This window comes from Chryseobacterium sp. DT-167 (genome assembly GCF_058310155.1).
In genome coordinates, this window is sequence record NZ_JBZEEQ010000001.1 from 16690 (window position 1) to 41613 (window position 24924).

The following is a 24924-nucleotide window of genomic DNA, read 5'->3' on the forward strand; positions in this document are numbered from 1 at the left end:
CAACCTTGGATTTAATAAGAATGTATAAGTTTTTGTTTGATTTATATGTTCACTAAATGAATTTTTTTATGAAACTTAAATATAGTCTGCTTGCTTTGGCAACTCCGTTTTTAATGAATGCACAACAATTAATGACACCTGAAATTCTCTGGACTCTTAAAAAAGTCGGAGTACAGGCAGTTTCACCGGATCAGTCTTCACTTATTTATAAAGTCGGACAGGTTGATCTTAAAACAGAAAAAACAAAGAACGAAAACTATTTCCTGAATGTTCTTAATAATCAGTCTTCTAAAATTGATTTAGGCAAAAAAGCATTGATTCAATGGGATAAAAACGGAATTTACGCTCAGGAAGGCGACAATATTTTTCTCTCAAAAGATAACGGAAAAAGTTGGACTGAATTTTATGCAATCGGTGAAGCCGATAATATTGTAATTTCTCCCGACGGCAAAAAAATAGCTTTCAGTAAACAGGTTTCAGTAGAAAAACTGATGGGGAAAGATAAATATGCTGATACTCCAAAAACTACTGCACAAGTATACACAGATCTGAATCACAGACATTGGGATTATTTTAACGAAGGAAAATACAATCATGTTTTTGTAGTGGATATCTCAGATAAAGTTGATTCTGCAAAAGATCTTCTGGAAGGAAAAACCTGGGATTCTCCTCAAAGACCTTTCGGTGGAGCAGAAGATTTCATCTGGAGTCCTGATTCTTCTCAACTTTTATATGTTACAAAACCCAAAAGCGGAAAAGAATATGCAACAAGTACAAATACAGATATTTTTGCTTACGATTTAGCTTCAGGAACAACTAAAAACTTAACTGAAACAAACAAAGGTTATGATGTAAATCCAAAATTCAGTCCCGATGGAAAATCTCTGGCTTGGCAGAGTATGGAAAGAGACGGATATGAAGCCGATAAAAACGACATCAAACTGATGGATTGGAAATCTGGGAAAACTTCAAATCTTACAAAAGCTTGGGACGAAAGTGTTTCTGGTGATGTCTTCTGGAGTGGAGATTCTAAATCAATTTATTTCACAGCAGCTTTCAGAGGAACGAAACAAGTGTTTTCTTTAGATGCAAAATCCTCAAAAGTTCAGCAGATTACAAAAGGTGATTTTGATGTTAATGAAATTTTTGCTGACCAGAAAACGGCACTTTTGGTTTCAAAAACAGATATTAATCATGCTTCAGAACTCTATTCTGTAAATCTTAAAAACGGAGAGTTGAAGCCGGTTACAGAAGCCAATAAAGAGATGTATTCTAAGTTAGCTCAAGGTAAATCTGAATTAAAAATGGTAAAAACTTCAGATGGAAAAGAAATGGGAGTTTGGTTTCATTATCCGCCCAACTTTGATCCGAATAAAAAATATCCAACTTTAGTTTATTGTCAGGGAGGTCCGCAATCTGCTTTAACTCAATTTTTCAGCACAAGATGGAATTTTGCTTTAATGGCAGCAAACGGATACATCGTTGTTGCGCCAAACCGTCGCGGAATGCCGGGTTGGGGAACAAAATGGAACGAAGAAATTTCAAAAGACTGGGGCGGGCAACCCATCAGAGATTATTTGGCGGCAACAGATTTTGCTAAAACTTTACCCTATGTTGATGGTGACAGAGTTGCAGCTGTAGGCGCAAGTTATGGTGGTTACAGCGTATTTATGTTGGCAGGAGTTCACAACAACAGATTCAAAACATTCATCGCTCACGACGGATTATTTGACATGAAATCTTGGTACTTAACTACGGAAGAACTTTGGTTTGCCAATTGGGATTTGGGTTCGCCTTGGGAAAAGCCACTTCCAAAAGCATACACAGAATTTAATCCAAGCAATTTTGTTGACAAATGGAATAAACCGATCATGATCGTGCAAGGGGGAATTGATTTCCGTGTGCCTTATGAGCAGGGTCAGGAAGCTTTCCAGGCTGCAAAATTAAGAGGATTAAAATCAAAATTAGTCTATTTCCCGAATGAAAATCACTGGGTTCTTCATCCTCAAAACGGATTGGTTTGGCAAAGAGAATTCTTTGACTGGCTCAAAGAAACTTTATAAAAAACTTCCTCTCATAATTAATCTTCTTTGGAGGGTGGCGGAAATTCAAAGAATTTTTGACGGGTGGTTTAATATTTCAAAGTTTACACATTTAAAAAAAACAACACAAATACAAGCGGGCTTTAGCCCGTTTTTTGTTTAAATACATCAGGGTTTAACCAAAATTATAAATTTGAGTCATGCAAAACAGAATTTCTTCATTCCCTCCAGTCATAGATAAAAACTCTAGAATCTTAATTTTAGGTTCGATTCCCGGCGTGAAATCTTTAGAAAAACAACAATATTATGCACATCCTCAAAACAAATTCTGGAAAATTATTTTTGAACTGTTTCACGAAGAGTTTACAGAAGATTACAATGAAAGAATTCAAATTTTAAAGAAGCATCATGTTGCACTTTGGGATGTCATCGATTCGTGCGAAAGAAAAGGAAGCTTAGATTCTGAAATTAGGAATGAAGAAGCCAATCAGATTGCAGAACTTTTAGAAGAATATCCAAATATCAAAGCAATTTTCTGCAATGGCGGAAAGTCTTATAAAAACTTGCAGAAAATTTTAGGTAAAAATTTCAGAATTCCGATTTATTTATTGCCATCAACAAGTCCTCTTCACACCGTTTCTTTTGAAAAGAAATTAGAAGAATGGAAAAAGATTTTAGAATATATAAATGAAAATCAAGTATAATTTTTACTAATAATCTTTGCCATTCCGCAGGAATCTAATACTGTTTGAAATTCAATATTCTGTGGATTGCTCGAAACGACAAAGATTCTTTTTGTTTTACATTATTTACAATAAAAAGTGATGATGCTAATTTGCTTTATATAGCTTAAATCTACTTTTCCACAACATATACTTCCTCATATGGCTGTATCAAAACCCATCCATTACCTGAAAACTTCATTTGAAATTCTTCACCACTTCCTCTTCCGATTAAACTTTTGAAAGAAACATTTGTTTTCAGTTCCGGACTTAAATTTCCAGACCATGCAACGGTAGCGTTCGGATCTGTAAATACAGGAGCGTCGGGAGTTACCATTAAAGTCAGTGGTTCACCGTGAGTAGTGATTGCGATATGACCTGTTCCTGAAAGTTTTACCTGGAAAAGTCCTCCAGACATCATTCCGGCAATGCTTTTCAACATTGTAATGTCACTTTTAACACTTTGTTCGTGCGCTAGAACATCATTTCCATTCACGAAAAGAGTTTCGTTGTTTAAATATAAGATTCTAACCTTTTTCCCTGAATCGGCAACGTATAATTTGCCGGTTCCTTCTGCTTTCATCAGTTTTGCACCTTCTCCGCTTATGGCCTTTTTCAAAAGATTTCCCAGTCCGCCGGAAAGCATTCCCTGTCTTTCAAAATTGATACTTCCTACATAACCGACCATACTTCCGGTTTTTGTCCAGACTGCCTGATTATTGAGATTGATTTCTAAAAGTGCCGGTTTTTCCAGCTCAAAATAGTCTCTTTCAAGAGGATTTTCTTTGGTTTCTTTTACGAATTCTTCTAAAGAATATTTGCTCATAGGTGTAATTTTAATCTGACTAAAATACTCTTTTTTTGCTGTATAATTTCATTAAATAAAAAAATGTGGCACTTTATATTCCCTGCCAGTACCGATTGTAAAATAAAGACTTGACAAAGGGGTATTGAATGTTGTATATTTGCAGTCCGAAAAATTACATCCGTAATTTTTGTATAATTTTTAAACCGTAATTTAAAAAATGAAGACATCCGATTTTAATTTTGATCTCCCTGAAGAATTATTGGCAGAGCATCCATCAGAACATAGAGATGAAGCAAGACTAATGGTTCTTGACAGAAAAACTCAGACCATTGAACATAAATTATTTAAAGACGTTGTAGATTATTTTGATGAAAAAGACCTGTTCATTTTCAACAATACAAAAGTTTTCCCTGCACGTCTCTACGGAAATAAAGAAAAAACAGGAGCCAAAATCGAGGTTTTCCTTTTAAGAGAGCTTGATAAAGAAACCCGCGTTTGGGATGTTTTGGTAGATCCGGCAAGAAAAATCAGAATTGGTAACAAGTTGTTTTTTACTGAAGACGAATCTTTGGTTGCAGAGGTGATCGACAATACAACATCAAGAGGCAGAACTTTAAGATTTTTATTCGATGGTTCTTACGAAGAATTCAGAACCAAACTGAAAGAATTGGGAGAAACTCCACTTCCAAAATATATCAAAAGAGATGTAGAGCCGGAAGATGCTGAAAGATATCAGACGATTTATGCTAAAGTTGAAGGGGCTGTAGCTGCACCTACTGCGGGTCTGCATTTCTCAAGACATCTGATGAAAAGATTGGAGATCAAAGGAATTGATTTTGCTGAGGTAACGCTTCACGTAGGTTTGGGAACATTCAACCCGATTGAAGTAGAGGATCTTTCTAAGCATAAAATGGAATCTGAAGAGATCATCATTGATGAGAAAAATGCTGAGATTATCAACAGAGCGGTTCAGGAAAACAGAAAAGTTTGTGCTGTAGGAACGACCACGATGCGGGCAATTGAAACTTCGGTTTCTTCAAACAGAAAAATTTCTGCATTTCAGGGTTGGACAAATAAATTCATTTATCCACCTCATGATTTCGGGGTTGCAAATACGATGATTACCAATTTTCACACTCCAAAATCTACACTGCTAATGATGATTGCAGCGTTTGCAGGAAAAGATTTTATCATGCATGCATACGAAGAAGCCGTTAAAGAAAAGTATAAATTCTATTCTTACGGAGATGCAATGCTTATTTTGTAATTAATTTTAAAATTATAGATTATAAATTTTAGATTGAATCCTGATTTTTAAAGGGTTATAATCTAAAATTTATAATTTAAAATCTATAATAAACAATACTTTGAAAGACATCCGTACATTATCACTCGATCAGCTTAAAGACTATTTTGCTTCTTTAGGAGAAAAACCGTTCCGTGCGAAGCAGGTTTACGACTGGCTGTGGAGTAAAAATCTGCATTCGATTGAGGAGATGACGAATCTTTCAAAGCAGCTTCGGGACAAGATTTCCGAAGAATATACCATCAATCCGGTTTCCGTAGATCAGCTGCAGAAAAGCTCAGACGGAACCATTAAAAACGGGGTTAAGCTTCACGATGGTTTAATGGTTGAATCTGTTTTAATTCCGACAGAAACCAGAACAACAGCTTGTGTTTCTTCGCAGGTCGGTTGCTCATTAAATTGCGAATTCTGCGCTACAGCAAGACTTAAAAGGATGAGAAATCTTGAAGTCGCTGAAATCGTAGATCAGGTTGCATTGATTGATAGCCAGAGCAAAATGTATTTCAACAGACCGTTGACCAACATTGTTTTTATGGGCATGGGTGAGCCGATGATGAATTACAAAAACGTGGTGGAAGCCATAAAAAAAATCACTCAGCCGGAAGGTTTGGGAATGTCGCCAAGAAGAATTACCGTTTCTACATCCGGAATTCCGAAGATGATCAAAATGTTGGCAGATGACGAATTGCGTGTGAAATTAGCATTGTCTTTACACTCGGCGATTGAATCTAAGCGTAACGAAATCATGCCGTTCTCAGATAAGTTTCCATTGACGGATATTATGGAATCACTTCAATACTGGTACAAAAAAACAGGTTCTGTAGTTACTTTTGAATATTGCGTTTGGAAAGGTATCAATGATGGAGATGAAGATATTAAAGCTTTAATTAAATATTGCAAACAGATTCCTTCTAAAGTAAACTTGATTCAGTACAACCCAATCGGTGACGGGAAATATGACCAGTGCAACAAACAGGCGGAAGAAAATTACGTTCGTCAGTTAGAAAACGCAGGAATTACCGTAATGATCAGAAAAAGTCGTGGTGGCGATATTGATGCCGCTTGCGGACAGTTAGCGAATAAAAACGCTGAATAAGTATATAAAGATCAATGCGTCATAATGGCTTGATCAATCTTAACGATCAGTTTACACTTAAAATACTATTTTTGCAGAATGAAAAAAACCATTCTGCTTTTAATCATTTGTTTTTCTCAAATTGCTTTTTCTCAGCAGGCAGAAATTTTTAAGCTTAAAAAATTCAGAGTTTCAGTTTTAAACGATTCGATCCAAGAAACTTCTGGGCTGAACTTTTTTGACGGAAAATTATATACTTTCAATGATAGCGGAAATTCTGCAGAATTATATGAAATTGATAAAATTTCAGGAAAAATTCTCAGAGTGTTAAAAACAAGTGCAGAAAACAAAGATTGGGAGGCTTTAGCCAATGACGGACAAAATTTTTACATCGGAGATTTTGGTAATAATTCAGGAACCCGAAAAGATTTAAAAATCTATAAAATTCCTTTTCAAAATAACGAATTGCAGAATAATTTAATGAAAGTCATTTCTTTTTATTATCCTGAACAAAATGATTTTACTTCAAAAAATATTTCTACAGATTACGATTTGGAATCGATGATGTATTTAAACGGAAAAATTCACATTTTCACCAAAGAATGGGCTTCAAAATCGACAACGCATTATACAATTGATCCTGAAAATTATGAAAATCAGGCTGCTCAGAAAATAGAATCTTACAAAACGGGTTTTGTGGTTACAGATGCTTATTATCATGAAAAGAAACTTTATGTTGTAGGGTATACCAAGAAAACTGAGGTTTTTTTAGATGTTTTTAATGAAACAGATCCAGGAATTTTTTTCAAAGAAAATCCAAAACATCTTTATTTAGGAAGTGCATTGACCATTGGACAGATCGAAGGAATTGCCGTTGACGAAAAAGGAATTTATATTTCAGGAGAAAAATTCTATTCACCGATCAAGAAAACCAACCCGTTTTTTTATTTTATCCCTAAAGAAAAGCTCAAACTTTAATTCTGTTAAAATTGGCTGAAAAACCTGTGATAAAACTTTCTTTTATCTACATGGATATAATTTTGGATTTTCCATCTGACCTTTTAAAAAAAATTAGAAATAAACAGATGAAAAAAATTATCTTTGTGAGAATTAATAAATACTCACCCATCATTCTCAGATAGTGGCCAATATTGTAGAAGAAATCAAACGACCGATCAATGAGGAAATGAAACTTTTCGAACAGAAGTTTTATGAATCCATGCAGAGCAAAGTCGCTTTACTCGATAAAGTTACCCGTTTTATTGTTACCACAAAAGGGAAGCAGATGCGTCCGATGTTTGTATTTCTTTGTGCAAAACTGATCGGGAGTGTCAATGAAAAAACCTATCGTGGTGCTTCAATGATTGAGTTGATTCACACGGCAACTTTGGTGCATGATGATGTTGTGGATGAGAGTTTTAAAAGACGTAATTTCTTTTCTATTAATGCTTTATGGAAAAATAAAATTGCTGTTTTGGTAGGTGATTTCTTACTTTCAAAAGCGGTTTTACTTTCTACAGACCATAAAGATTACGATTTGCTTTCCGTGATTTCAAGAACCATCAGAGAAATGTCTGAGGGTGAACTTCTTCAATTGGAAAAAGCCAGAAAACTGGATATTACCGAAGATGTGTATTACGAAATCATCCGCCAGAAAACAGCTACTTTAATTGCTGCTTGTTGTGAAATCGGAGCTTTATCAAATGGAGCCGATGAAAACTTAGCCAAGAAAATGATGGAGTTTGGAACGTACACGGGAATGGCTTTTCAGATCAAAGATGATTTATTCGATTATTTAAGTTCAAACGTGATCGGAAAACCGGTTGGAATTGATATTAAAGAACAGAAAATGACGCTGCCTTTAATTCATACTTTAAAAATTGCCAGCGAAACTGAAAGAAAATACTTTTTCAACACCATAAAACGTTACAACAATGATCAAAAACGTGTAAAAGAACTTATTGCTTTCGTGAAAAGTTCAGGCGGTTTAGATTATGCAATTCAGATGATGAAAGATTTTCAGCAGAAGGCAAAAAATATTCTTGATGAATTTCCTGATTCTGAAGTGCGAAAATCTCTGCACATGATGTTGGATTATGTGATCGAAAGAAAATTTTAATTACAAATTCTGCATCAAAATTTCAATGTTAATTTAAAGAAAACAAAAAAACAGGAATTTTAATCCATTATTGTCGTTGTTATAATAATCACAGCTACAATAATACAAAATAAAGCGATTAAAAATAAATAATCCGCAATACTCTCGTATCTATTCCCCAGACTTTCTTTTCTGGATCGTATCGACATAAAGGAAAATAAACTGCTGCATGCAAAAAACACACATGCAATCCCCGCAAACTCGTCTAAAAATGTATGATGGCTTGTTTTGGTGATTTTTAATGAGGTGATAATGATCATCGAAAATCCCAAAAGATTAGACGATGCATTGAGAATATGTGTAGATTTTTTTTCCATATTACAGAGTTTTATTCAAAGTAAATACATTTTTTTTCATTATCAAATTTTTAAAAAACATTCTTGAAAATTAAAATTAATATAAAAAGTGTATATTAGCAAAATACTTCAGAATTAAAAAATATTTAATATTTGGCTATGCAGACAACCTATATTGAAACTCAGCAGATTTCTTTTCAAGACTTTAAAAATCAGATACTTGAAGATTATAAATTAGGAAGAATCTCTCGTGAAATGTCTTATCTGGGCAGAAGAGAAGTGCTTACCGGAAAAGCGAAGTTCGGAATTTTTGGAGACGGAAAAGAGTTGCCGCAATTAGCAATGGCGAAAGTTTTTAAAGACGGAGATTTCCGTTCAGGATACTACAGAGATCAGACTTTTGCATTGGCTATCGATGCTTTATCGGTTGAAAGTTTCTTTGCACAGTTATATGCGGATACAAGTGTTGAAAGAGAACCTGCATCTGCCGGAAGACAGATGAACGGTCACTTTGCCACAAGAAGTTTAAATGAAGACGGAAGCTGGAAAGATTTGATGGCGCAGAAAAATATTTCTTCTGATATTTCTCCGACTGCCGGACAAATGCCGAGATTATTGGGCTTAGCACAAGCTTCAAAAATATATAAAACCGTAAAATTTGATGGTTCAGAAAAATTCTCCAACGAAGGAAACGAAATTGCTTTCGGAACAATTGGTGATGCCTCAACTGCTGAAGGTCATTTCTGGGAAACTTTAAACGCTGCTTGTGCACTACAGGTTCCGATGATTGTTTCAATCTGGGATGATGGTTACGGAATTTCGGTTCCTACCATGAAGCAGAGAGCAAAAGCTGATATTGCTGAAATGTTAAGCGGATTCCAAAGGAAAGAAGGTGAAAATCAGGGTTGTGAAATTATTCAGGTGAAAGCCTGGGATTATCCGGCTTTGTTGGATGCTTATGCAAAAGCTGAACATTTTGCGAGAACAGAATCTGTTCCTGTGGTTGTTCATGTGATTGAAGTAACCCAGCCTCAAGGTCACTCAACTTCAGGTTCTCACGAAAGATATAAAAATGAAGACCGTTTGTCTTGGGAAGCAGATTTTGACGGATTACTGAAATTTAGAGAATGGATTTTAAACTATTCAATCGAAATTGAAGGTAACGAAGAGATCATTGCAAGTGTTGAAGAATTGGATGCAATCGATGAAGAAGCAAAGAAAAAAGTGAAAGCTGGACAAAAATCAGCTTGGGAAAACTATCAGAAAACGCTTACTGAGTTGGCTTTTTCAGTTTTACCTTTAGTTGAAAACCTGAAAGGACAGAATTCTGAAATTGAAGTGTATGTTAATCAATATAATAAGTTGGTTTCAAAAGCTAAAAAAGATGTTTTCCATTTGGTGAGAAAATCTTTGTTGGCAACAAGAGGAACAGATTCTGCTGAGAGAACTCAATTGATGCAGAAATACAATGATATTTTTGAGGTTGAAAAAGACAATTATTCTTCTCACTTATATTCTCAGTCTCAGTGGAAAGCTGAAAATATTAAAGAAATCAAACCTGTCTATTCTGAAACTTCCGAAGATGTCGACGGAAGAGTAGTGGTGCGAAACAATTTTGATAAAATATTTGAAAAATATCCTCAAACTTTAGTCTTTGGTGAAGATGCCGGAAATATCGGTGACGTAAACCAAGGATTGGAAGGAATGCAGGAAAAATACGGTGATATTCGTGTTGCTGATACCGGAATTCGTGAGGCGACCATTCTTGGTCAGGGAATCGGAATGGCGATGAGAGGTTTAAGACCCATCGCTGAAATTCAGTATTTAGATTATATTTTGTATTGTTTACAGGGAATGAGCGATGATCTGGCGACAGTTCAGTACAGAACAAAAGGCGGTCAGAAAGCTCCTGTAATCATCAGAACGAGAGGTCACAGATTAGAAGGAGTGTGGCATTCAGGTTCGCCAATGGCGGGGATTTTAAATCTTTCTAAAGGTATTTTGGTTTTAGTTCCAAGAAACCTGACAAAAGCTGCCGGATTCTATAATACTATGCTTCAAAGTGACGATCCAGCTGTTATTGTTGAATGTCTGAACGGATACCGATTAAAAGAAAAACAACCGGATAACTTAGGTGAATTTACGGTTCCTGTCGGAAAAATTGAAGTGACCAAAGAAGGAAAAGACGTGACTTTGGTGACTTACGGTTCGACCTGGAGAATTGTGATGGAAGCAGCAGAAGAATTAGAAAAACTAGGGATTTCTGCAGAAGTTATTGACGTTCAGTCATTAATTCCTTTCGACTTAACGCATGAAATTGCTGAGAGCGTGAAGAAAACCAACAGATTGGTCGTAATCGACGAAGATGTGCAAGGCGGAACTTCAGCGTTTATTCTTCAGCAGATTTTAGAGAAACAAAAAGCGTTCAGATATTTAGATTCTGATCCATTGACGATTGCTGCAAATGATCACAGACCTGCATATGCAAGTGACGGAGATTATTTCTCTAAGCCATCTTCAGATGATATGGTAGAAAGAATTTATGCCTTATTTAATGAAACAAATCCTGAGAAATATCCAGCGATATTTTAATTGAGATTTTAGATAAATTTTGAAACCGCTTTCTTTTTGGAAGCGGTTTTTTTAGATTTTTTTTGAAAACTATAACTCTGTTTAAAATATAATTAATAAATACAGTTTGTCATTCCGTAGGAATCTAAATATATATTTTAAAACGAAAACTTAGATTCCTACGGAATGACAAAAAACTGTTAAACTTGAACTGGAAATTACAAAAAAACCACTTCAAGAAAAAATCTCAAAGCGGTCTATTAACAAGCTTAAAAATATCTAAAATTGTCAGAATAATGACAATAATGATTTCCTACAAAATTGTTTTCTAATGTTTTTTGGAATGGCATTTTATGAACCAAAATTGCAGTTGATTTGTACTATAAGGTTTTGTTACATACAAATAACCTTCAAAATCGTTGGTAATACCCCAAGAATTTTTCACCATATAATATTCTTTTTCGGTTTGATCTTTTTGTCAATCCTACCATACAATTTGCACTCCGTGGTTATCGGTAGTTGTATGGTTGTTTAAAAGTATGTAGTGTTCAGTGTTTTTAGAGTGAGTGATTGGATGATTTTATTTATCGGAAAATAATCAATGAACAATATTCCTTATTTTTAGAGAAAGTTTACAAATGTTTCCAACCTTTCTGAAATTTCGTGCATCTATAAGAGTATAAAGCCTGACTATGGAAAGAGAATTACTGTTAGAATGCCAACGGAACGACCGCAATGCTCAGCGGAAGGTCTACGAGAAAATGGGCGGCAAACTGTACACAGTCTGCAAACGCTATCTGAAAAACGACGAAGATATTGAAGAAGTATTGGCAGATACTTTTTATAAAATTTTCACAAAGCTGAATCAACTGCAGAACCACGATATTTTTGAAGCATGGGCAAAAAAAATTGCTGTCAACGAATGTTTGCAGAAATTGAGAAGCATGAAAGTTCTCGACATTTCTTTAGAAGAAGAGCTGATAGAATCAACGGGTTCACCAACCGACAGCATTTCTTTCGAAAAAGACATTCTGAAGCTGCTCAATTTTCTTCCGGAAGGCTGCAGAGCAATTTTCAATCTTTTTGCGATTGAAGGTTATCCGCATAAAGAGATTGCCACAATGCTTTCTATAAGCGAAGGAACTTCAAAATCTCAGCTCAATTTCGCGAGAAAAAAACTTCAGGAACTGCTGGTAAATCACAACATTTAAACTTTTACACAATGGAAAACAATCACGATATAGATAAAAAATTCAATGATGCTTCTCAGTCAGTAGAAGAACCTGCGACTTTTCCGGGTTTTGACAAAGTCTGGGCAAAAGTGGAAGAGAAATTAGATAAGAAAGAAGAGAAGAAAAGAGTTGTTCCTGTTTGGTTCCCTTATGGAATTGCAGCGAGTTTAATTATTGGTTTGGGAGCGTTTTATTTTATTAATAAAAAAGAAGTTGTAGATATTTCAAAACCTCAGATTGCTCAAAATACGGTTTCACCAAAAGTGAGTCCTAAAGTTCAGGTAATTGATAGTACTGTGAAATCTAATATTGAGAAGGAAATCAATTTGGTAATTTCAAACGAACAACAAAAGAAAGAAAATTTAACTTATAATGAATCGAAAATTTTCATTGGCAATAAAATTAGCGGTTTCCGAAAAGATCTTATTTTAAAACAAACTCCTGTCAGTAATTATTTTAAAGAATTTAATGATGGTAAAATTTCACCTCAATTTATTGACACTATTTTGAAAGAAAAAGATATTGAAGAAGTTGTAGTAGTGAATTTAGGGTATGCAAAAATGAAGAAAGAAGATGTTAGAGATATTAGAATTTCCAAATCTCATAAAAGTGAAAATACTTCAACAAGTATTGTTCAACAAGCGTTGGTTGGTAAACTTGCAGGTGTAGATATCTCGTTTGGTTCAGGTCAGCCTGGTTCCTCCAATTTCAAAGATGATGTACGTGGGACTTCTACAATTAATAATAGCAATGCACCATTGTATGTTTTGGATGGAGTCCCTATTTCAGCTAGTGCTTTTCAACTATTAGATCCAAATTCATTTAAAGAAATAGCAATTATTAGGGATTTTGCTACAGCTACTCAGTATGGAGCTTCTGGAAGTTCGGGAGTCATATTATTAAAAACCAAAAAACTTTCAAGAAAAGAAAGAAAACCCCTTAAGCAAATTCAAAAAATTCAGGACAGGATTTCAAAATCAAAACAAATTCAGCAATACAATTCTGAAGAATACGATGCATTTGTAGAAAACCCTTTTGAACTGACGAAAAACCAATCTGTTTCAACATTTTCAATTGATGTCGACAAGGCAGCGTATTCCAATATCCGAAGAATGATTAACAATGGTGAAGTTGTGAATAAGAATGCAGTGAGAATCGAGGAAATGATCAATTATTTTAAATATGATTATCCACAACCGAAAAATGAACAACCATTTTCCATAAACACAGAATACAATGATGCACCGTGGAATCCTAAACACAAATTACTGAAAATAGGTCTTCGGGGAAAAAATATTCCGATGGATAAATTACCAAGTTCAAATTTTGTTTTTCTGATTGATGTTTCGGGTTCAATGGATGCTGCGAATAAATTACCATTATTAAAATCATCTTTCAAAGTTCTTTTGGATCAATTAAGACCACAAGATAAAGTAGGAATTGTAGTTTATGCAGGAAATGCTGGAATGGTTTTGTCTCCGACTTCAGCGAAAGAAAAAGATAAAATTATCGACGCATTAGACAAACTTCAGGCAGGTGGAAGTACAGCCGGAGGACAAGGAATCGAACTGGCGTACAAACTTGCTCAGGAAAATTTTATTAATGGTGGAAATAACCGTGTGATCATTGCAACCGATGGTGATTTTAATGTGGGAGCTTCTTCAACAGGTGATCTTCAGACATTAATCGAAGAAAAAAGAAAATCAGGAGTTTTCCTAACGTGCTTAGGTTTTGGAATGGGCAATTTCAAAGACAACCGCATGGAAACTTTGGCCAATAAGGGCAACGGAAATTATGCCTACATTGACAATATGCAGGAAGCCAACAAGTTTCTCGGAAAAGAGTTTGCCGGAAGTATGTATGCAATTGCGAAAGATGTGAAAATTCAGATTGAGTTTAATCCAAAATTTGTAAAATCTTACCGTCTGATTGGTTATGAAAATAGAAAATTGAAGAATGAAGATTTCACTAACGATAAAATTGATGCCGGAGAATTAGGAAGCGGACATACCGTTACAGCTTTGTACGAAGTGATTCCAAGTGATGTAAATTCTGAGTATTTACCTAAAGAAACCGATTTGAAATATACCAATAATACAAGTTCTGAAAATTTCGGAGACGAGATGGCAACCGTAAAGTTCAGATATAAAAAACCTGACGGAGATACAAGTTCAGAAATTATTCAGGTGGTAAAAAATTCAAATGAATCAATTTCTTCGGCGAGTGACGATTTTAAATTTGCCTCTTCGGTCGCTTGGTTTGGTTTGGTTTTAAGAAATTCAGATTTAATTAAAAACAAAAATCTAGTGGATATTGAAAAACTTTCTAAGAAAGGAAAAGGAAATGATGAAGAAGGTTACAGGTCAGAGTTTGTAAGATTATTGGAAACTTATAAAACCATTCAAAAATAATATATCGTCAAAAAGAAATTTCTTCGGAGATTTCTTTTTTTTCTCTATTTTTAGAAATATTATTACAGATGAAGAAAATTTATGTATTGCCTTTGTTATTTGTGATTCAGATCGCTTTTGCGCAAAATTCTCAGCTTTATTACTCAGGTAAATTTTTAAATGAAAAGAAAAAACCGCAGAATTTCCTGAAGGTTTTAAATAAAAATTCCGGAGTTTATGAGCTGACCGATGAAAGAGGTTTTGCCATTCTTGCAGCAAAAAACCATGACACTTTAGTCTGGAATAACGGGAAAAATACTCAGGTTGTATATGGCGTGAGAGAACTGAAGTCTATTCTTGAAAGTGAAATTAAAAGCGAAAATGTAAAAAATATTTACAGCAAAGATTACGACAGCTTAACAGCCGTTGACGAAAAAGATCAGTTCAGCATCGGAGAAAAAAATATTTACAGCAAAGATTACGACAGCTTAACAGCCGTTGACGAAAAAGATCAGTTCAGCATCGGAGAAAATCACGACTCGATCACAAAGAAATCAGACCGGTATTTTTCTTCGGTAAGAAAATTGCAACTTCAGAAAGATTCATTTTATAAAATTAAAGCTCAGCCTAAAAAGTATCTTGCTTTCAATGGAAGTTTCAGCACTTCGGTTGATGTTAAAAACAGAAATCAAATTCCCAAAACTCAAAGCAGATATGTTCAGGGAAGGTCGCAAAACGGTAATTTGGTTTGGAGAGGTCCTGAAACGGATGAAATGTTTAGTTTTGGTCCGGATATTTCTACTTTAGAATTTGATAATCAACCCTATGAATACGACCAGAACGGAAGATTGGTCAATTTCTCAAACGGACTAAATCCGGCAAAGGTGTACGATAATAATCTTTTTAAAACCACAGTCGGATACAGCAATCATCTGACGATCAATGCGGCACTAAAAAAATATAGTGAAGATCAGTTTCGTTTGTCTTTAGATTTTGGCCAGGAAAAAGATCAGATGTATTTCATCAATCAGTTTGATATCGGAAATGTTTTTAAAGCTAAAATTTATTCTAAAATATTAAAATTTGATGTGAATGCAGGTTTTAATTATGAAGAAAATAAAGCGACAAATACCAACAGAATCGGACTTTTCAACAGAGCATATCAAAATTCTCTGCTCACTTCGGTTTCTTTTTCAAATCTGCAGAATGCGTACCTTCAAAATGATTTACAACGTAGCTACAGCCGATTTGCAGACAATCCTCAATTTTTATTTGATCAAAATCAGAAATACAATTATTACGACAGCAGAAGACAGTTCAACTTTGATCTGAGCAGAAAATGGGATGATTTTAAGCTAAATATTAGTCAGTCCTACGATAATGAAGATTTTTTGAACACTGATCATTATAAAATTTCCACTTACGGTTTTGAAAATGGTTTTTACAACAGGAGAACACAGAAAAACCAGCTTTACAACTCAAATATTTTGGCATCTTATGAATTGGGAGATTCAGATTTTAAAAATATTTTTGGTTTAAATTATATTTTAAACAACAGAAAAGTGAATGTGAATCACAGTTCAGACAGAAATTATCTCTATCAGAGAACTTCACAGGATTATATTTTTAATTATAACATGGAAATTGATGATTACTCAGATTTCCGATTGGGCGTGAATCTTGGAAATTCATTCTATGTTTCAAACACTTCACTGAAAAATAATTATTGGTTGCCAAAAGCTAACGCTTATTTTACTTTTTTAGACATTTTTAATTGGAACAACATCGATTTACAATTCTTGGGAGCTTACACACATCTGAGTGCAGAACCGGAAATTGCCAAATCGTATTCTTCTTATACTACAACACGTTTTTCTGCGCAGAATTCTTCTCAATATCTTCCGTTAAAAGAGGTTGAAACGTTTCAGAATCTTTCAAATATCAATATAAAAGAATGGAAAGCGGGTTTTAAATTCAGTTTGAGTTATAAAATGAATTTTGTAGCAGAATATTTTAGCAGAAAAATGTTTGATGATGTTTTTCCGGTTTATGAAGGGAATAATCTTGTGCTGAAAAATCTTGCAGATCACACTTACAACGGCTATGAAGTCAATTTCAATTATGATAATGTTTTTTTGGGAAGAGACTTCAGAATGAGCAATAAATCTTCGTTTTTCAAATACAGAGATGTTGTTGACAGAGTAAATTCAGGATACAACAATCTTGCGATTTCAGGTTTTGCGGATATTTACAAAACATTGTCTGAAGGTCAGGTTTTAGGTGCGGTGATGGGAAGTTACTTTGAAAGAAATGCTGATGGAAAGTTAATTATTGATGAATTCGGCTATCCCATAAAAGCTTCAGGGTTAAAAATAATTGCAGATCCTACTCCCGATTTTGTAGTAAAATTTACGCACAGTTTCAGTTATAAAATGTTGTCTTTAGACATCAATTGGGAATGGAAAAAAGGCGGACAAGTCTGGAACGGAACTCAGGCTGTTCTCGATTATTATGGGAGATCTCAAACTTCTGCCGATCAGAGAAATATCAAAAATTATGTTTTCGATGGAGTGAATTCTAATGGAACTATCAATCAGATTCCGGTTGATTTTTACAATCCAAATCTGGATGTAACAGAAAATCGTTGGTCGCGATATGGTTATTTGGGTGTTGCTGAAGATTATGTACAAAAATTTGATTATGTGAGGATTAATGATATTTCGTTAACTGCAAAATTCACCGTAGGTTCTTTTCAGAGAGCTTTGGGTGTTACTTTGTACGTCAACAATATTTTTCTATGGCAGGCAAATAACGGAGTAGATTCTAATCAGAATTTCTATGATTTTGATAACAGCCGTGGTCTTGATTTTTTCAATTTGCCATCTTACAAAACTTTCGGTTGTTCGGTTTCTTTTAAATTTTAATATTATGAATTTCAAATATTTATCCTCGATTATATTGCTTGCTTTTTCATTTCTAAGTTATTCTCTGAAGGCTCAGAATCAATTTAAGGATTTTGAAAAAGAAAAAGTCTACGTACAGACCAATCATGTTTTTTACAAGCCGGGTGAAGAAATGTATTTTAAAATTTATGCAGTTCAGGGAGCAAATAATCTCCCGGTAAACCAAAGTAAAGTGATGAATTTTGAATTGATTGATCCGAGCGGAAGTGTGGTAAAAAAATCAAAATATACAATTACAAACGGTCACGCCGAAGGTTTCATCTATTTCGATGATGAAATGAAAGGCGGAATTTATAAAATAAAAGCTTACACCAACTGGATGCAGAATGAAGAAGGAAAAAATGCTTTTGAAAAGGAAATTACTTTGCAGAAAATTGTTTCGCCAAGAATTTTAATGAAACTTGATTTTCCAAAAAAAGGATATGGAGCAGGAGATGAGGTTTTAGCCGATTTTTCGATGAGGAGCTTAAGTAATTTGCCGATTCCTTTTTACGAGGCAGATTTTACGGTGATGCACAACGGTGAAAAAATCAATGAAGGAAAGCTGATTACCGATAAAGAAGGAAAATATCTTTTGAAATTTAAACTGCCGCAAGTTTTAAAATCTTCTGATGCTTTGCTAAATATTAAAGTGAATTTTGATGGTTTTACAGAATCTATCTCAAGAAATATTCCGATTGTTCTCAATCATCTTGATGTGAAATTTATGCCGGAAGGTGGAACTTTCATCAACGGAATTGAGCAGAATATTGCATTTAAAATTTTAGATGAATTTGAAAAACCTGTCGATGCAGTTTTGGGAATTTATAATCAGAACAATCAGAAGATCACTGAAGTTTCAGCTTACAATTTTGGAATGGGAAGTTTCCTTTTTACTCCCCAAAATAATGAAACATATCATGCAAAAGTTTTAAAACCAGAAAATATAAAATCTGTTTACCAGCTTCCAATCGCTAAAAATGAGGGAATTGTTTTTAATCTTAAAAAAGAAAATCAGAAGGTTGTTTTAAAAATTACTTCAACAGGTGAAAAATTGGTTTTGATTACAGGAAGTTTCCGTGAAAAGGAAATTTATAACAGATCGATTTTATTAAAAAATGGTTTAAACGAATTTGAAATTGACGAAAAAGAACTTCCAATTGGTATTTGCAGATTTACCGTTACAGAAAATGAAATTCCTCTTGCAGAACGCATTGTATTTGCGAATGAAAATAAGCAGATGAATGTCAAAATAACACCTTCCAAAAAGAATTATCTGCCAAGAGAAAAAGTGACTGTCACTGTAGAAACAACTGACGAAAACGGGAAACCAATTCCTGCAAATCTTGCAATAAGCGTTGTAGATGATAAGTTGTGGACGTATGCAGATGACAAACAAAATCACATTATTTCCTGGCTTTTAATGGATTCTGAATTGAAAGGCAAGATTGAAAGACCACAGTTTTATTTTGACAAAAAAGAAGAAAAAGCACAGAGAAGTCTGGATTTGGTAATGTTGACGAATGGCTACCGTTATTTTGAGATGATTCCTGAAGTCAAGAACAGTTCTAAATACAAATATCTTCCCGAAAAGAAAAATCCGATCTACGGAATCGTTGAAGATGAAAACAAAAAGCCTGTAAAAGCTGAAGTTTATCTGGTGGAAGGTGATTCTAAAATTCTGAAACAGATCACAACTGAAGGCGGATTGTTCTACTTTTCGGATCTGAATAGCCATTTTTCTTACAGAATTGTAGCAAAATCTCTACAGCCGAAGCAAAAAATCAATGTAAGAATCTTATCTTTTAAATTAAATATCAATCCCTTAGCAAAACAATCTCTCAGTAATATTGATATAGAAGAAATTGTAAAGGAATCTGAAATAAAAGAAAAAAGACCGTCTATTTCTCAAGGTATAGAAAATATTTTAAAAACATTGCCAAATGTAAGTCGATCAGATTCAGCAAATATGGAAAAAAACATTGAAGAGGTTGTTGTTTTGGGTTATAATATGGTAACTGTGAAAAAATCTCTATCATCTATTACTACTGTTTCTTCAGAAACTTTAGAAAACAGACCAAATGTTTCTGTTTTACAATCTTTACAAGGTCAAGTCGCGGGATTAGACATTTCCTCTTCTTCAGGAACACCTGGTTCAGCAAAAATTAATGTACTTATAAGAGGAACTTCTACCATCTCATCTCATTCTGATCCACTCTATGTTGTTGATGGTTATATTTCCAATTCTTCAGAATTCAGGAAGCTAAATTCTAATACTATTGAAAGCATTTCAATTTTAAAAGATGCTGCTGCGACTTCCATCTACGGAAACCGGGGTTCAAATGGGGTTGTAATTATCAATTCAAAAAGAAACAGAAATTCGCAAATAAAATTTGACATCACACCTCGATCGTACTATGCTGTTTTGCCGATTCAGAGGGATAGTTTGGTTACTTATGCTTATTCCAAAAGCTTTTCTTACCCTAGATATGAATCTACAAATACTGCCTATCGTCATGATTACAGAGAAACCATCTATTGGAATCCCATTGTAGAAACCGATAAAAATGGAAAAGCAAAAGTGGAATTCTATAATTCAGATGCCAATTCTGCGTTCAGAATTATGACGGAAGGAATTTCTTCTTCAGGATTGATTGGTCGTGATGAAACTACATATTCTGCGCAAAGCCTGATTTCTATTGATGCGAAAATTCCGCAATATCTGACGAGAACAGATCAGATGACGATTCCTGTGGTGATTAAAAATAATTCTTCCCAAACCAGAAAAATGATTATGAATGTCATTGTTCCGAATCATGTTAAATTGATGGAATATGACAGTTTGATCACTTTAAAACCATTAGAATCCGGAAGATTATTTGTGAAAATGCAGACGGATCATATTGCTGCATCCAACATTCAGTTTACCGTAAAATCGGATGATTTCCGCGAAACAATGATTCTTCCTTTCAACGTTGAAGAAAAAGGATTTCCGCATCATTATTCGATTATCAATAACAAATCTGAAAATTTAAAAATCAATATTCCGGATTATATCAATGGAAGTTTGCTGTCTTCTTACTACGTTTATGAAAATTCTGCCTTGCAGCTGTTTGAAGATTTGGAAAGATTAAAAAGAGAACCTTTCGGATGCTTCGAGCAGCTTTCGTCAACAGTTTATCCTAATATTTTCATTTTGGATTATTTAAAATCTGTAAAAAAGATAAATTATGTTACAGAAAATGAGGTAATCAGAAATATGAAAAAAGGGTATCAGAAAATGTTGAGTTATAAAAATAAAGACGGCGGATTCGGGTATTTCAATAATGCAGAATCTGATGTTTCTTTGTCTGCTCTCGCTTTGCTTGAATTTAAAGCTCTGAAAAAATATGTAAATGTAGACGCAAAATTAATTCAGAATCTGTCAGCTTTCATTCTTTCAAAGAAAAATACAAACGGACAGTTTGAAGTGAGAAGAACTTATGAAATGAAATATCCATATTCAGATCATGCTTGGGCGAGAAATATGTACGTTTTATTTGCTTTGTCTAAAGTGGGTTTTAAAAATGAAATTCAGGATGCTTACAACGTAAATCTGAAAAGAGTTTTGGCGACAAAAGATTCTTATCAGTTGGCTTTGATGGCAAATACTTCTGCAAATCTCGGAAAAATCGAAGATTATAAAACATTGATCAATCTATTAAATCAACAGTATGAAAGTAAAAATGTAAAAACGGAAACTACATTTACAGGCTCCGGAGGAAGATCTGCGAATGCTGAAACTTTGGCTTTATACATGATGGCATTGCAGAAAGATGAAAAAATACATCAGTTGGAAATTGCAAAAGTGGCAGATGAACTGATCAATTTAAATGGTTATTATGGTTTCGGTTCTACACAGGCAACTGCTTTGGCTTTGGAAACATTATCAAATTTCTTTGCTAAAAATGAAATGCTCTACGGAACTGAAAAACCAAAAATCAAGGTAAACGGTGCGGAAATTACCCCAAACAATAGTTTTGCTTCAGCTTTTAAAACCGGAGAAAACGAAATCTCCGTTGATTATGCTGCTAAAAAAGGTTTGCCTTACAAATTAGACTATAATTATTACACCTTGAAAGCTCCTGAAAGTCAAAATATACCTGTAACGTTAGAAACAAAACTGAAATCTGACATTTCAAAAGTGGGAGAGACCAACAGAATGACCGTTACTGTAAAAAACAAAATCAACGGACAATTGGCAATGACAACCGCCAAAATCGGAATTCCGGCAGGATTGACTCTGCAAAATGCTTTGCTGAAAGATCTAATTGACAAAAAACAGATTTCTTATTTTGAAATTTTTGATAATTATCTGGTTTTGTATTGGGAACATTTTGATGCTAATGAAACGAAGGTTATTAACTTAGACTTAAAGGTGGAATTTGCAGGAGAATATACCGGAAAAGCCAGTAATGTTTACCTCTACTACATGCCGGAAGCAAAATTCTGGAATGAGGGAATTTCTGCTAAAATTGAACCTTAAATTAAATTTTACTGAAACCTTTGTAAATTTTTGCATCTATACAATAGAATGAATGTGTTTAAAATATTTTCGAAAAAAATAATGAATATGAAAAAATTATGTATTACAACATTGGCTTTGGCTTTGTTAGGAGGTTGCAAAACCAAAAATGTTCCCGATTCTACAGCAGAATCTCAAAAATTAAGCATTAAAAAAGATAAAGATCAGGACGGTCTGAAGAACAGCCGTGATAAATGCCCCGAAATTGCTGGACCTATTGAAAATAAAGGCTGTCCTTGGCCAGATTTAGACAACGACGGTGTTCCTGATAAAGATGATTCCTGCAAAGATATTGGAGGACCAGTTGAAAATAATGGTTGTCCATGGCCGGAAACTGACGGAGACGGCGTGATTGATAAAGATGATGCGTGTCCTACCGTTGCAGGACCTGCTGAAAACAATGGCTGTCCTTGGCCGGATACAGATGGAGATGGAATTTTAGATAAAGACGATGCTTGTCCCACAGTTCCCGGTTTACCGGAATATAATGGTTGTCCAAAACCGAAAACTATGGTAGCAGAAGAAATTTCTATGGAATATTCTATGCGTACTGTTGCAGGAAACAGACCACGCAATTCAAATTCAAAACCCGTAAAACAAGCCAAATCTGCAACAGATAAAAAAAATTATGGTAAAAAGATCACGACTACAAAAGGAAAGAAAGGAGTACAACCCATCAGTAATACCGATGAAGAGTACAATTCATTAGTTGAAAATCCTTTTGAACTGGCAAAAAATCAGTCTGTTTCTACATTTTCGATTGATGTTGATAATGCTTCATACTCAAATATTCGAAGAATGATCAATTACGGAAGTGTAGTCGACAAAGACGCTGTAAGAGTTGAAGAAATGATGAATTATTTTAAATATAATTATCCTCAACCTGAAAACAAGCAACCTTTTTCAATCAATACAGAATACAGCGATTCTCCGTGGAATCCTGATCATAAACTGTTAAAAATAGGTCTTCAGGGAAAAAATATAGGCATGGAAAATCTCCCGAATTCCAATATAATTTTTCTGATTGACGTTTCAGGATCGATGAGCGACCAAAATAAACTTCCGCTTTTAAAATCTTCATTTAAAGTTTTGTTGGATCAGCTAAAACCACAAGACAAAGTCGGAATTGTTGTATACGCAGGAAGCGCAGGGATTGTTCTGGAGCCGACTTCTGCAGCGGAAAAAGTAACAATTTTAAAAGCTTTAGATCAACTTCAGGCAGGAGGAAGCACTGCCGGAGGAGAAGGAATTGAGTTGGCTTACAAATTAGCTAAAGAAAGCTTTATCAAAGGCGGAAATAATCGTGTAGTTTTGGCGACTGATGGAGATTTTAATGTTGGAATTTCATCTGAAAAAGATCTTGAAAGTTTGATTGAGGAAAAAAGAAAAACAGGAATTTTCCTTACTTGTCTAGGTTACGGAATGGGAAATTATAAAGACAACAGACTCGAAACTTTAGCAGACAAAGGCAACGGAAATTACGCTTACATCGATAATTTGCAGGAGGCAAATAAGTTTTTGGGAAGAGAATTCGCAGGAAGTATGTATACAATTGCTAAAGATGTGAAAATCCAGATTGAGTTTAATCCGAAATTTGTAAAATCATACCGATTGATTGGTTATGAAAACAGAAAATTGAGAAACGAAGATTTTACCGATGATAAAATTGACGCAGGAGAATTGGGAAGCGGTCATACTGTGACAGCTTTGTACGAAATCATTCCTGTAACTGTAAATTCAACATTTGCTCCGAAAGAAAATAAACTGAAATATTCTACTACCACGGCTTCTCAAAACTTTGGAGATGAATTGGCAACAATTAAGCTCCGTTATAAAAAACCTGACGGTGACAAAAGTACTGAGATCACAAAAGTGGTAAAGAATTCTGAAGAATCTTTGGCGCAATCAAGTCCGGATTATAAATTTGCATCTTCCGTCGCTTGGTTCGGCTTGGTTTTGAGAGATTCAAAATTGATTAAGATAAAAGATTTAGATAAAATTGAAAATCTGGCAAAAGAAGGAAAAAACAAAGATGAAGAAGGGTATAGATCTGAATTTATACGATTGGTTGAAAGCTATAAGGCAATTCAGAAATAAAATACAAAACAGGCATTCAAACGGATGTCTGTTTTTATTTAAAATAAACTTTCAAATATTATTGAAAATTCAAAAACTATGATTATCTTTGTAAGAGTAAAACTGAATTAACTGCAAAACATATTAACTAAAAAAATGAAACTCTCAGAAGCCAAAGAAAAATACATTCAGACTTGGGGAACATTTGCCACGAGTTGGGGAATCAACCGCACAATGGCACAGGTTCATGCTTTGCTTTTGGCAAACGGAAAGCCGCTTTCTACCGATGAGGTTATGGAAATGCTTGAAATTTCCAGAGGAAACGCTAATATGAATCTTCGTGCTTTGATGGATTGGGGAATTGTAAAAAAAGAGTTTATCAAAGGTGACCGAAAAGAATATTTCATTGCAGAAAAAGACGTTTGGTTTTTGTTTAAACAAATTACCAAAGAGCGAAGAAAAAGAGAAATAGAGCCGGTTGTAGCATTTCTTGAAGAGCTAAAAAATATTGAAGACAACAATTCTGATGAAGCCAAAGAATTTATCAAATTGATGGACGATTTTAGCAACGTCACAAGCAAAATCAACAATATTATGGATCTCGCCATCAAAAGTGATGATCATTGGCTGGTCGGAAAGATCACCAATTTATTAAAATAGAAAGGACTTCAAAAATCCTTTTTTATTTCAAATTAACTTTCAATAATTACTGAAAATATTATAATTATGAAAAACTTAATCA

Annotated in this window: 15 protein-coding genes; 13 read left to right on the forward strand and 2 right to left on the reverse strand. The window is 34.3% G+C overall.

Translation table 11 applies throughout. The features are described 5' to 3' along the window. Window positions 1-68: 68 nt before the first annotated feature. Window positions 69-2063: a S9 family peptidase gene (locus AC4FQ5_RS00085; RefSeq protein ID WP_491140463.1), complete on the forward strand. Its 1995-nt coding sequence runs from the start codon at window positions 69-71 to the stop codon at window positions 2061-2063. Window positions 2064-2242: 179 nt separating this feature from the next. Next, on the forward strand, window positions 2243-2746 hold the full coding sequence (locus AC4FQ5_RS00090; protein ID WP_491140464.1) for a DNA-deoxyinosine glycosylase: 504 nt from the start codon (window positions 2243-2245) through the stop codon (window positions 2744-2746). 151 nt (window positions 2747-2897) lie between these two features. Here the strand turns inward: AC4FQ5_RS00090 and AC4FQ5_RS00095 are convergent, their stop codons facing one another. Continuing rightward, the gene (locus AC4FQ5_RS00095) at window positions 2898-3590 is read right to left on the reverse strand and encodes an AIM24 family protein (RefSeq protein WP_491140465.1); all 693 of its coding nucleotides are present in this window, start codon (window positions 3588-3590) and stop codon (window positions 2898-2900) included. Between the two features lie 199 nt (window positions 3591-3789). Between AC4FQ5_RS00095 and queA the strand changes: the two genes are divergently transcribed. The 4 genes from queA (at window position 3790) to AC4FQ5_RS00115 (ending at window position 8072) form a co-directional block, all read left to right on the forward strand. Then, window positions 3790-4839, forward strand: coding sequence for a tRNA preQ1(34) S-adenosylmethionine ribosyltransferase-isomerase QueA (gene queA / locus AC4FQ5_RS00100; RefSeq protein ID WP_491140466.1), 1050 nt, complete (start codon window positions 3790-3792; stop codon window positions 4837-4839). 100 nt (window positions 4840-4939) lie between these two features. Beyond that, complete coding sequence (gene rlmN / locus AC4FQ5_RS00105) at window positions 4940-5974, forward strand: dual-specificity RNA methyltransferase RlmN (protein ID WP_491140467.1); 1035 nt, start codon at window positions 4940-4942, stop codon at window positions 5972-5974. A gap of 78 nt (window positions 5975-6052) precedes the next feature. Further along, window positions 6053-6931 (forward strand): hypothetical protein, encoded by an 879-nt coding sequence (locus AC4FQ5_RS00110; protein ID WP_491140468.1) that lies wholly within the window; start codon window positions 6053-6055, stop codon window positions 6929-6931. 163 nt (window positions 6932-7094) lie between these two features. After that, window positions 7095-8072 (forward strand): polyprenyl synthetase family protein, encoded by a 978-nt coding sequence (locus AC4FQ5_RS00115; RefSeq protein WP_491140469.1) that lies wholly within the window; start codon window positions 7095-7097, stop codon window positions 8070-8072. Between the two features lie 59 nt (window positions 8073-8131). Here the strand turns inward: AC4FQ5_RS00115 and AC4FQ5_RS00120 are convergent, their stop codons facing one another. Continuing rightward, a complete protein-coding gene (locus AC4FQ5_RS00120) occupies window positions 8132-8428 on the reverse strand; it encodes a hypothetical protein (RefSeq protein WP_491140470.1) in 297 nt (98 codons plus the stop codon). 138 nt (window positions 8429-8566) lie between these two features. Between AC4FQ5_RS00120 and AC4FQ5_RS00125 the strand changes: the two genes are divergently transcribed. From AC4FQ5_RS00125 to AC4FQ5_RS00155, 7 genes are all read left to right on the forward strand, one after another. Then, window positions 8567-10999, forward strand: a complete 2433-nt coding sequence (locus AC4FQ5_RS00125) for an alpha-ketoacid dehydrogenase subunit alpha/beta (protein WP_491140471.1) — start codon at window positions 8567-8569, stop codon at window positions 10997-10999. Window positions 11000-11670: 671 nt separating this feature from the next. After that, window positions 11671-12189, forward strand: a complete 519-nt coding sequence (locus AC4FQ5_RS00130) for an RNA polymerase sigma factor (protein ID WP_491140472.1) — start codon at window positions 11671-11673, stop codon at window positions 12187-12189. Window positions 12190-12200: 11 nt separating this feature from the next. Beyond that, entirely contained in the window at window positions 12201-14621 is a 2421-nt protein-coding gene (locus AC4FQ5_RS00135; RefSeq protein ID WP_491140473.1) for a vWA domain-containing protein, read from the forward strand. A gap of 68 nt (window positions 14622-14689) precedes the next feature. After that, window positions 14690-17524, forward strand: coding sequence for a TonB-dependent receptor (locus AC4FQ5_RS00140; RefSeq protein WP_491140474.1), 2835 nt, complete (start codon window positions 14690-14692; stop codon window positions 17522-17524). Window positions 17525-17528: 4 nt separating this feature from the next. After that, entirely contained in the window at window positions 17529-22067 is a 4539-nt protein-coding gene (locus AC4FQ5_RS00145) for a TonB-dependent receptor plug domain-containing protein (RefSeq protein WP_491140475.1), read from the forward strand. An 87-nt stretch (window positions 22068-22154) separates the two neighbouring features. After that, entirely contained in the window at window positions 22155-24203 is a 2049-nt protein-coding gene (locus tag AC4FQ5_RS00150) for a vWA domain-containing protein (protein ID WP_491140476.1), read from the forward strand. A gap of 135 nt (window positions 24204-24338) precedes the next feature. After that, window positions 24339-24842, forward strand: a complete 504-nt coding sequence (locus tag AC4FQ5_RS00155; protein ID WP_491140477.1) for a GbsR/MarR family transcriptional regulator — start codon at window positions 24339-24341, stop codon at window positions 24840-24842. Window positions 24843-24924: the final 82 nt, after the last annotated feature.

Coding starts and splice junctions, on each gene's coding strand:
- AC4FQ5_RS00085 (WP_491140463.1), top strand. CDS start 69: ATGAAACTTAAATATAGTCTGCTTGCTTTGGCAACTCCGTTTTTAATG.
- AC4FQ5_RS00140 (WP_491140474.1), top strand. CDS start 14,690: ATGAAGAAAATTTATGTATTGCCTTTGTTATTTGTGATTCAGATCGCT.
- AC4FQ5_RS00120 (WP_491140470.1), bottom strand. CDS start 8,428: ATGGAAAAAAAATCTACACATATTCTCAATGCATCGTCTAATCTTTTG.
- AC4FQ5_RS00155 (WP_491140477.1), top strand. CDS start 24,339: ATGAAACTCTCAGAAGCCAAAGAAAAATACATTCAGACTTGGGGAACA.
- AC4FQ5_RS00135 (WP_491140473.1), top strand. CDS start 12,201: ATGGAAAACAATCACGATATAGATAAAAAATTCAATGATGCTTCTCAG.
- queA (WP_491140466.1), top strand. CDS start 3,790: ATGAAGACATCCGATTTTAATTTTGATCTCCCTGAAGAATTATTGGCA.
- AC4FQ5_RS00095 (WP_491140465.1), bottom strand. CDS start 3,590: ATGAGCAAATATTCTTTAGAAGAATTCGTAAAAGAAACCAAAGAAAAT.
- AC4FQ5_RS00090 (WP_491140464.1), top strand. CDS start 2,243: ATGCAAAACAGAATTTCTTCATTCCCTCCAGTCATAGATAAAAACTCT.
- AC4FQ5_RS00150 (WP_491140476.1), top strand. CDS start 22,155: ATGAAAAAATTATGTATTACAACATTGGCTTTGGCTTTGTTAGGAGGT.
- AC4FQ5_RS00125 (WP_491140471.1), top strand. CDS start 8,567: ATGCAGACAACCTATATTGAAACTCAGCAGATTTCTTTTCAAGACTTT.
- AC4FQ5_RS00110 (WP_491140468.1), top strand. CDS start 6,053: ATGAAAAAAACCATTCTGCTTTTAATCATTTGTTTTTCTCAAATTGCT.
- AC4FQ5_RS00145 (WP_491140475.1), top strand. CDS start 17,529: ATGAATTTCAAATATTTATCCTCGATTATATTGCTTGCTTTTTCATTT.
- AC4FQ5_RS00130 (WP_491140472.1), top strand. CDS start 11,671: ATGGAAAGAGAATTACTGTTAGAATGCCAACGGAACGACCGCAATGCT.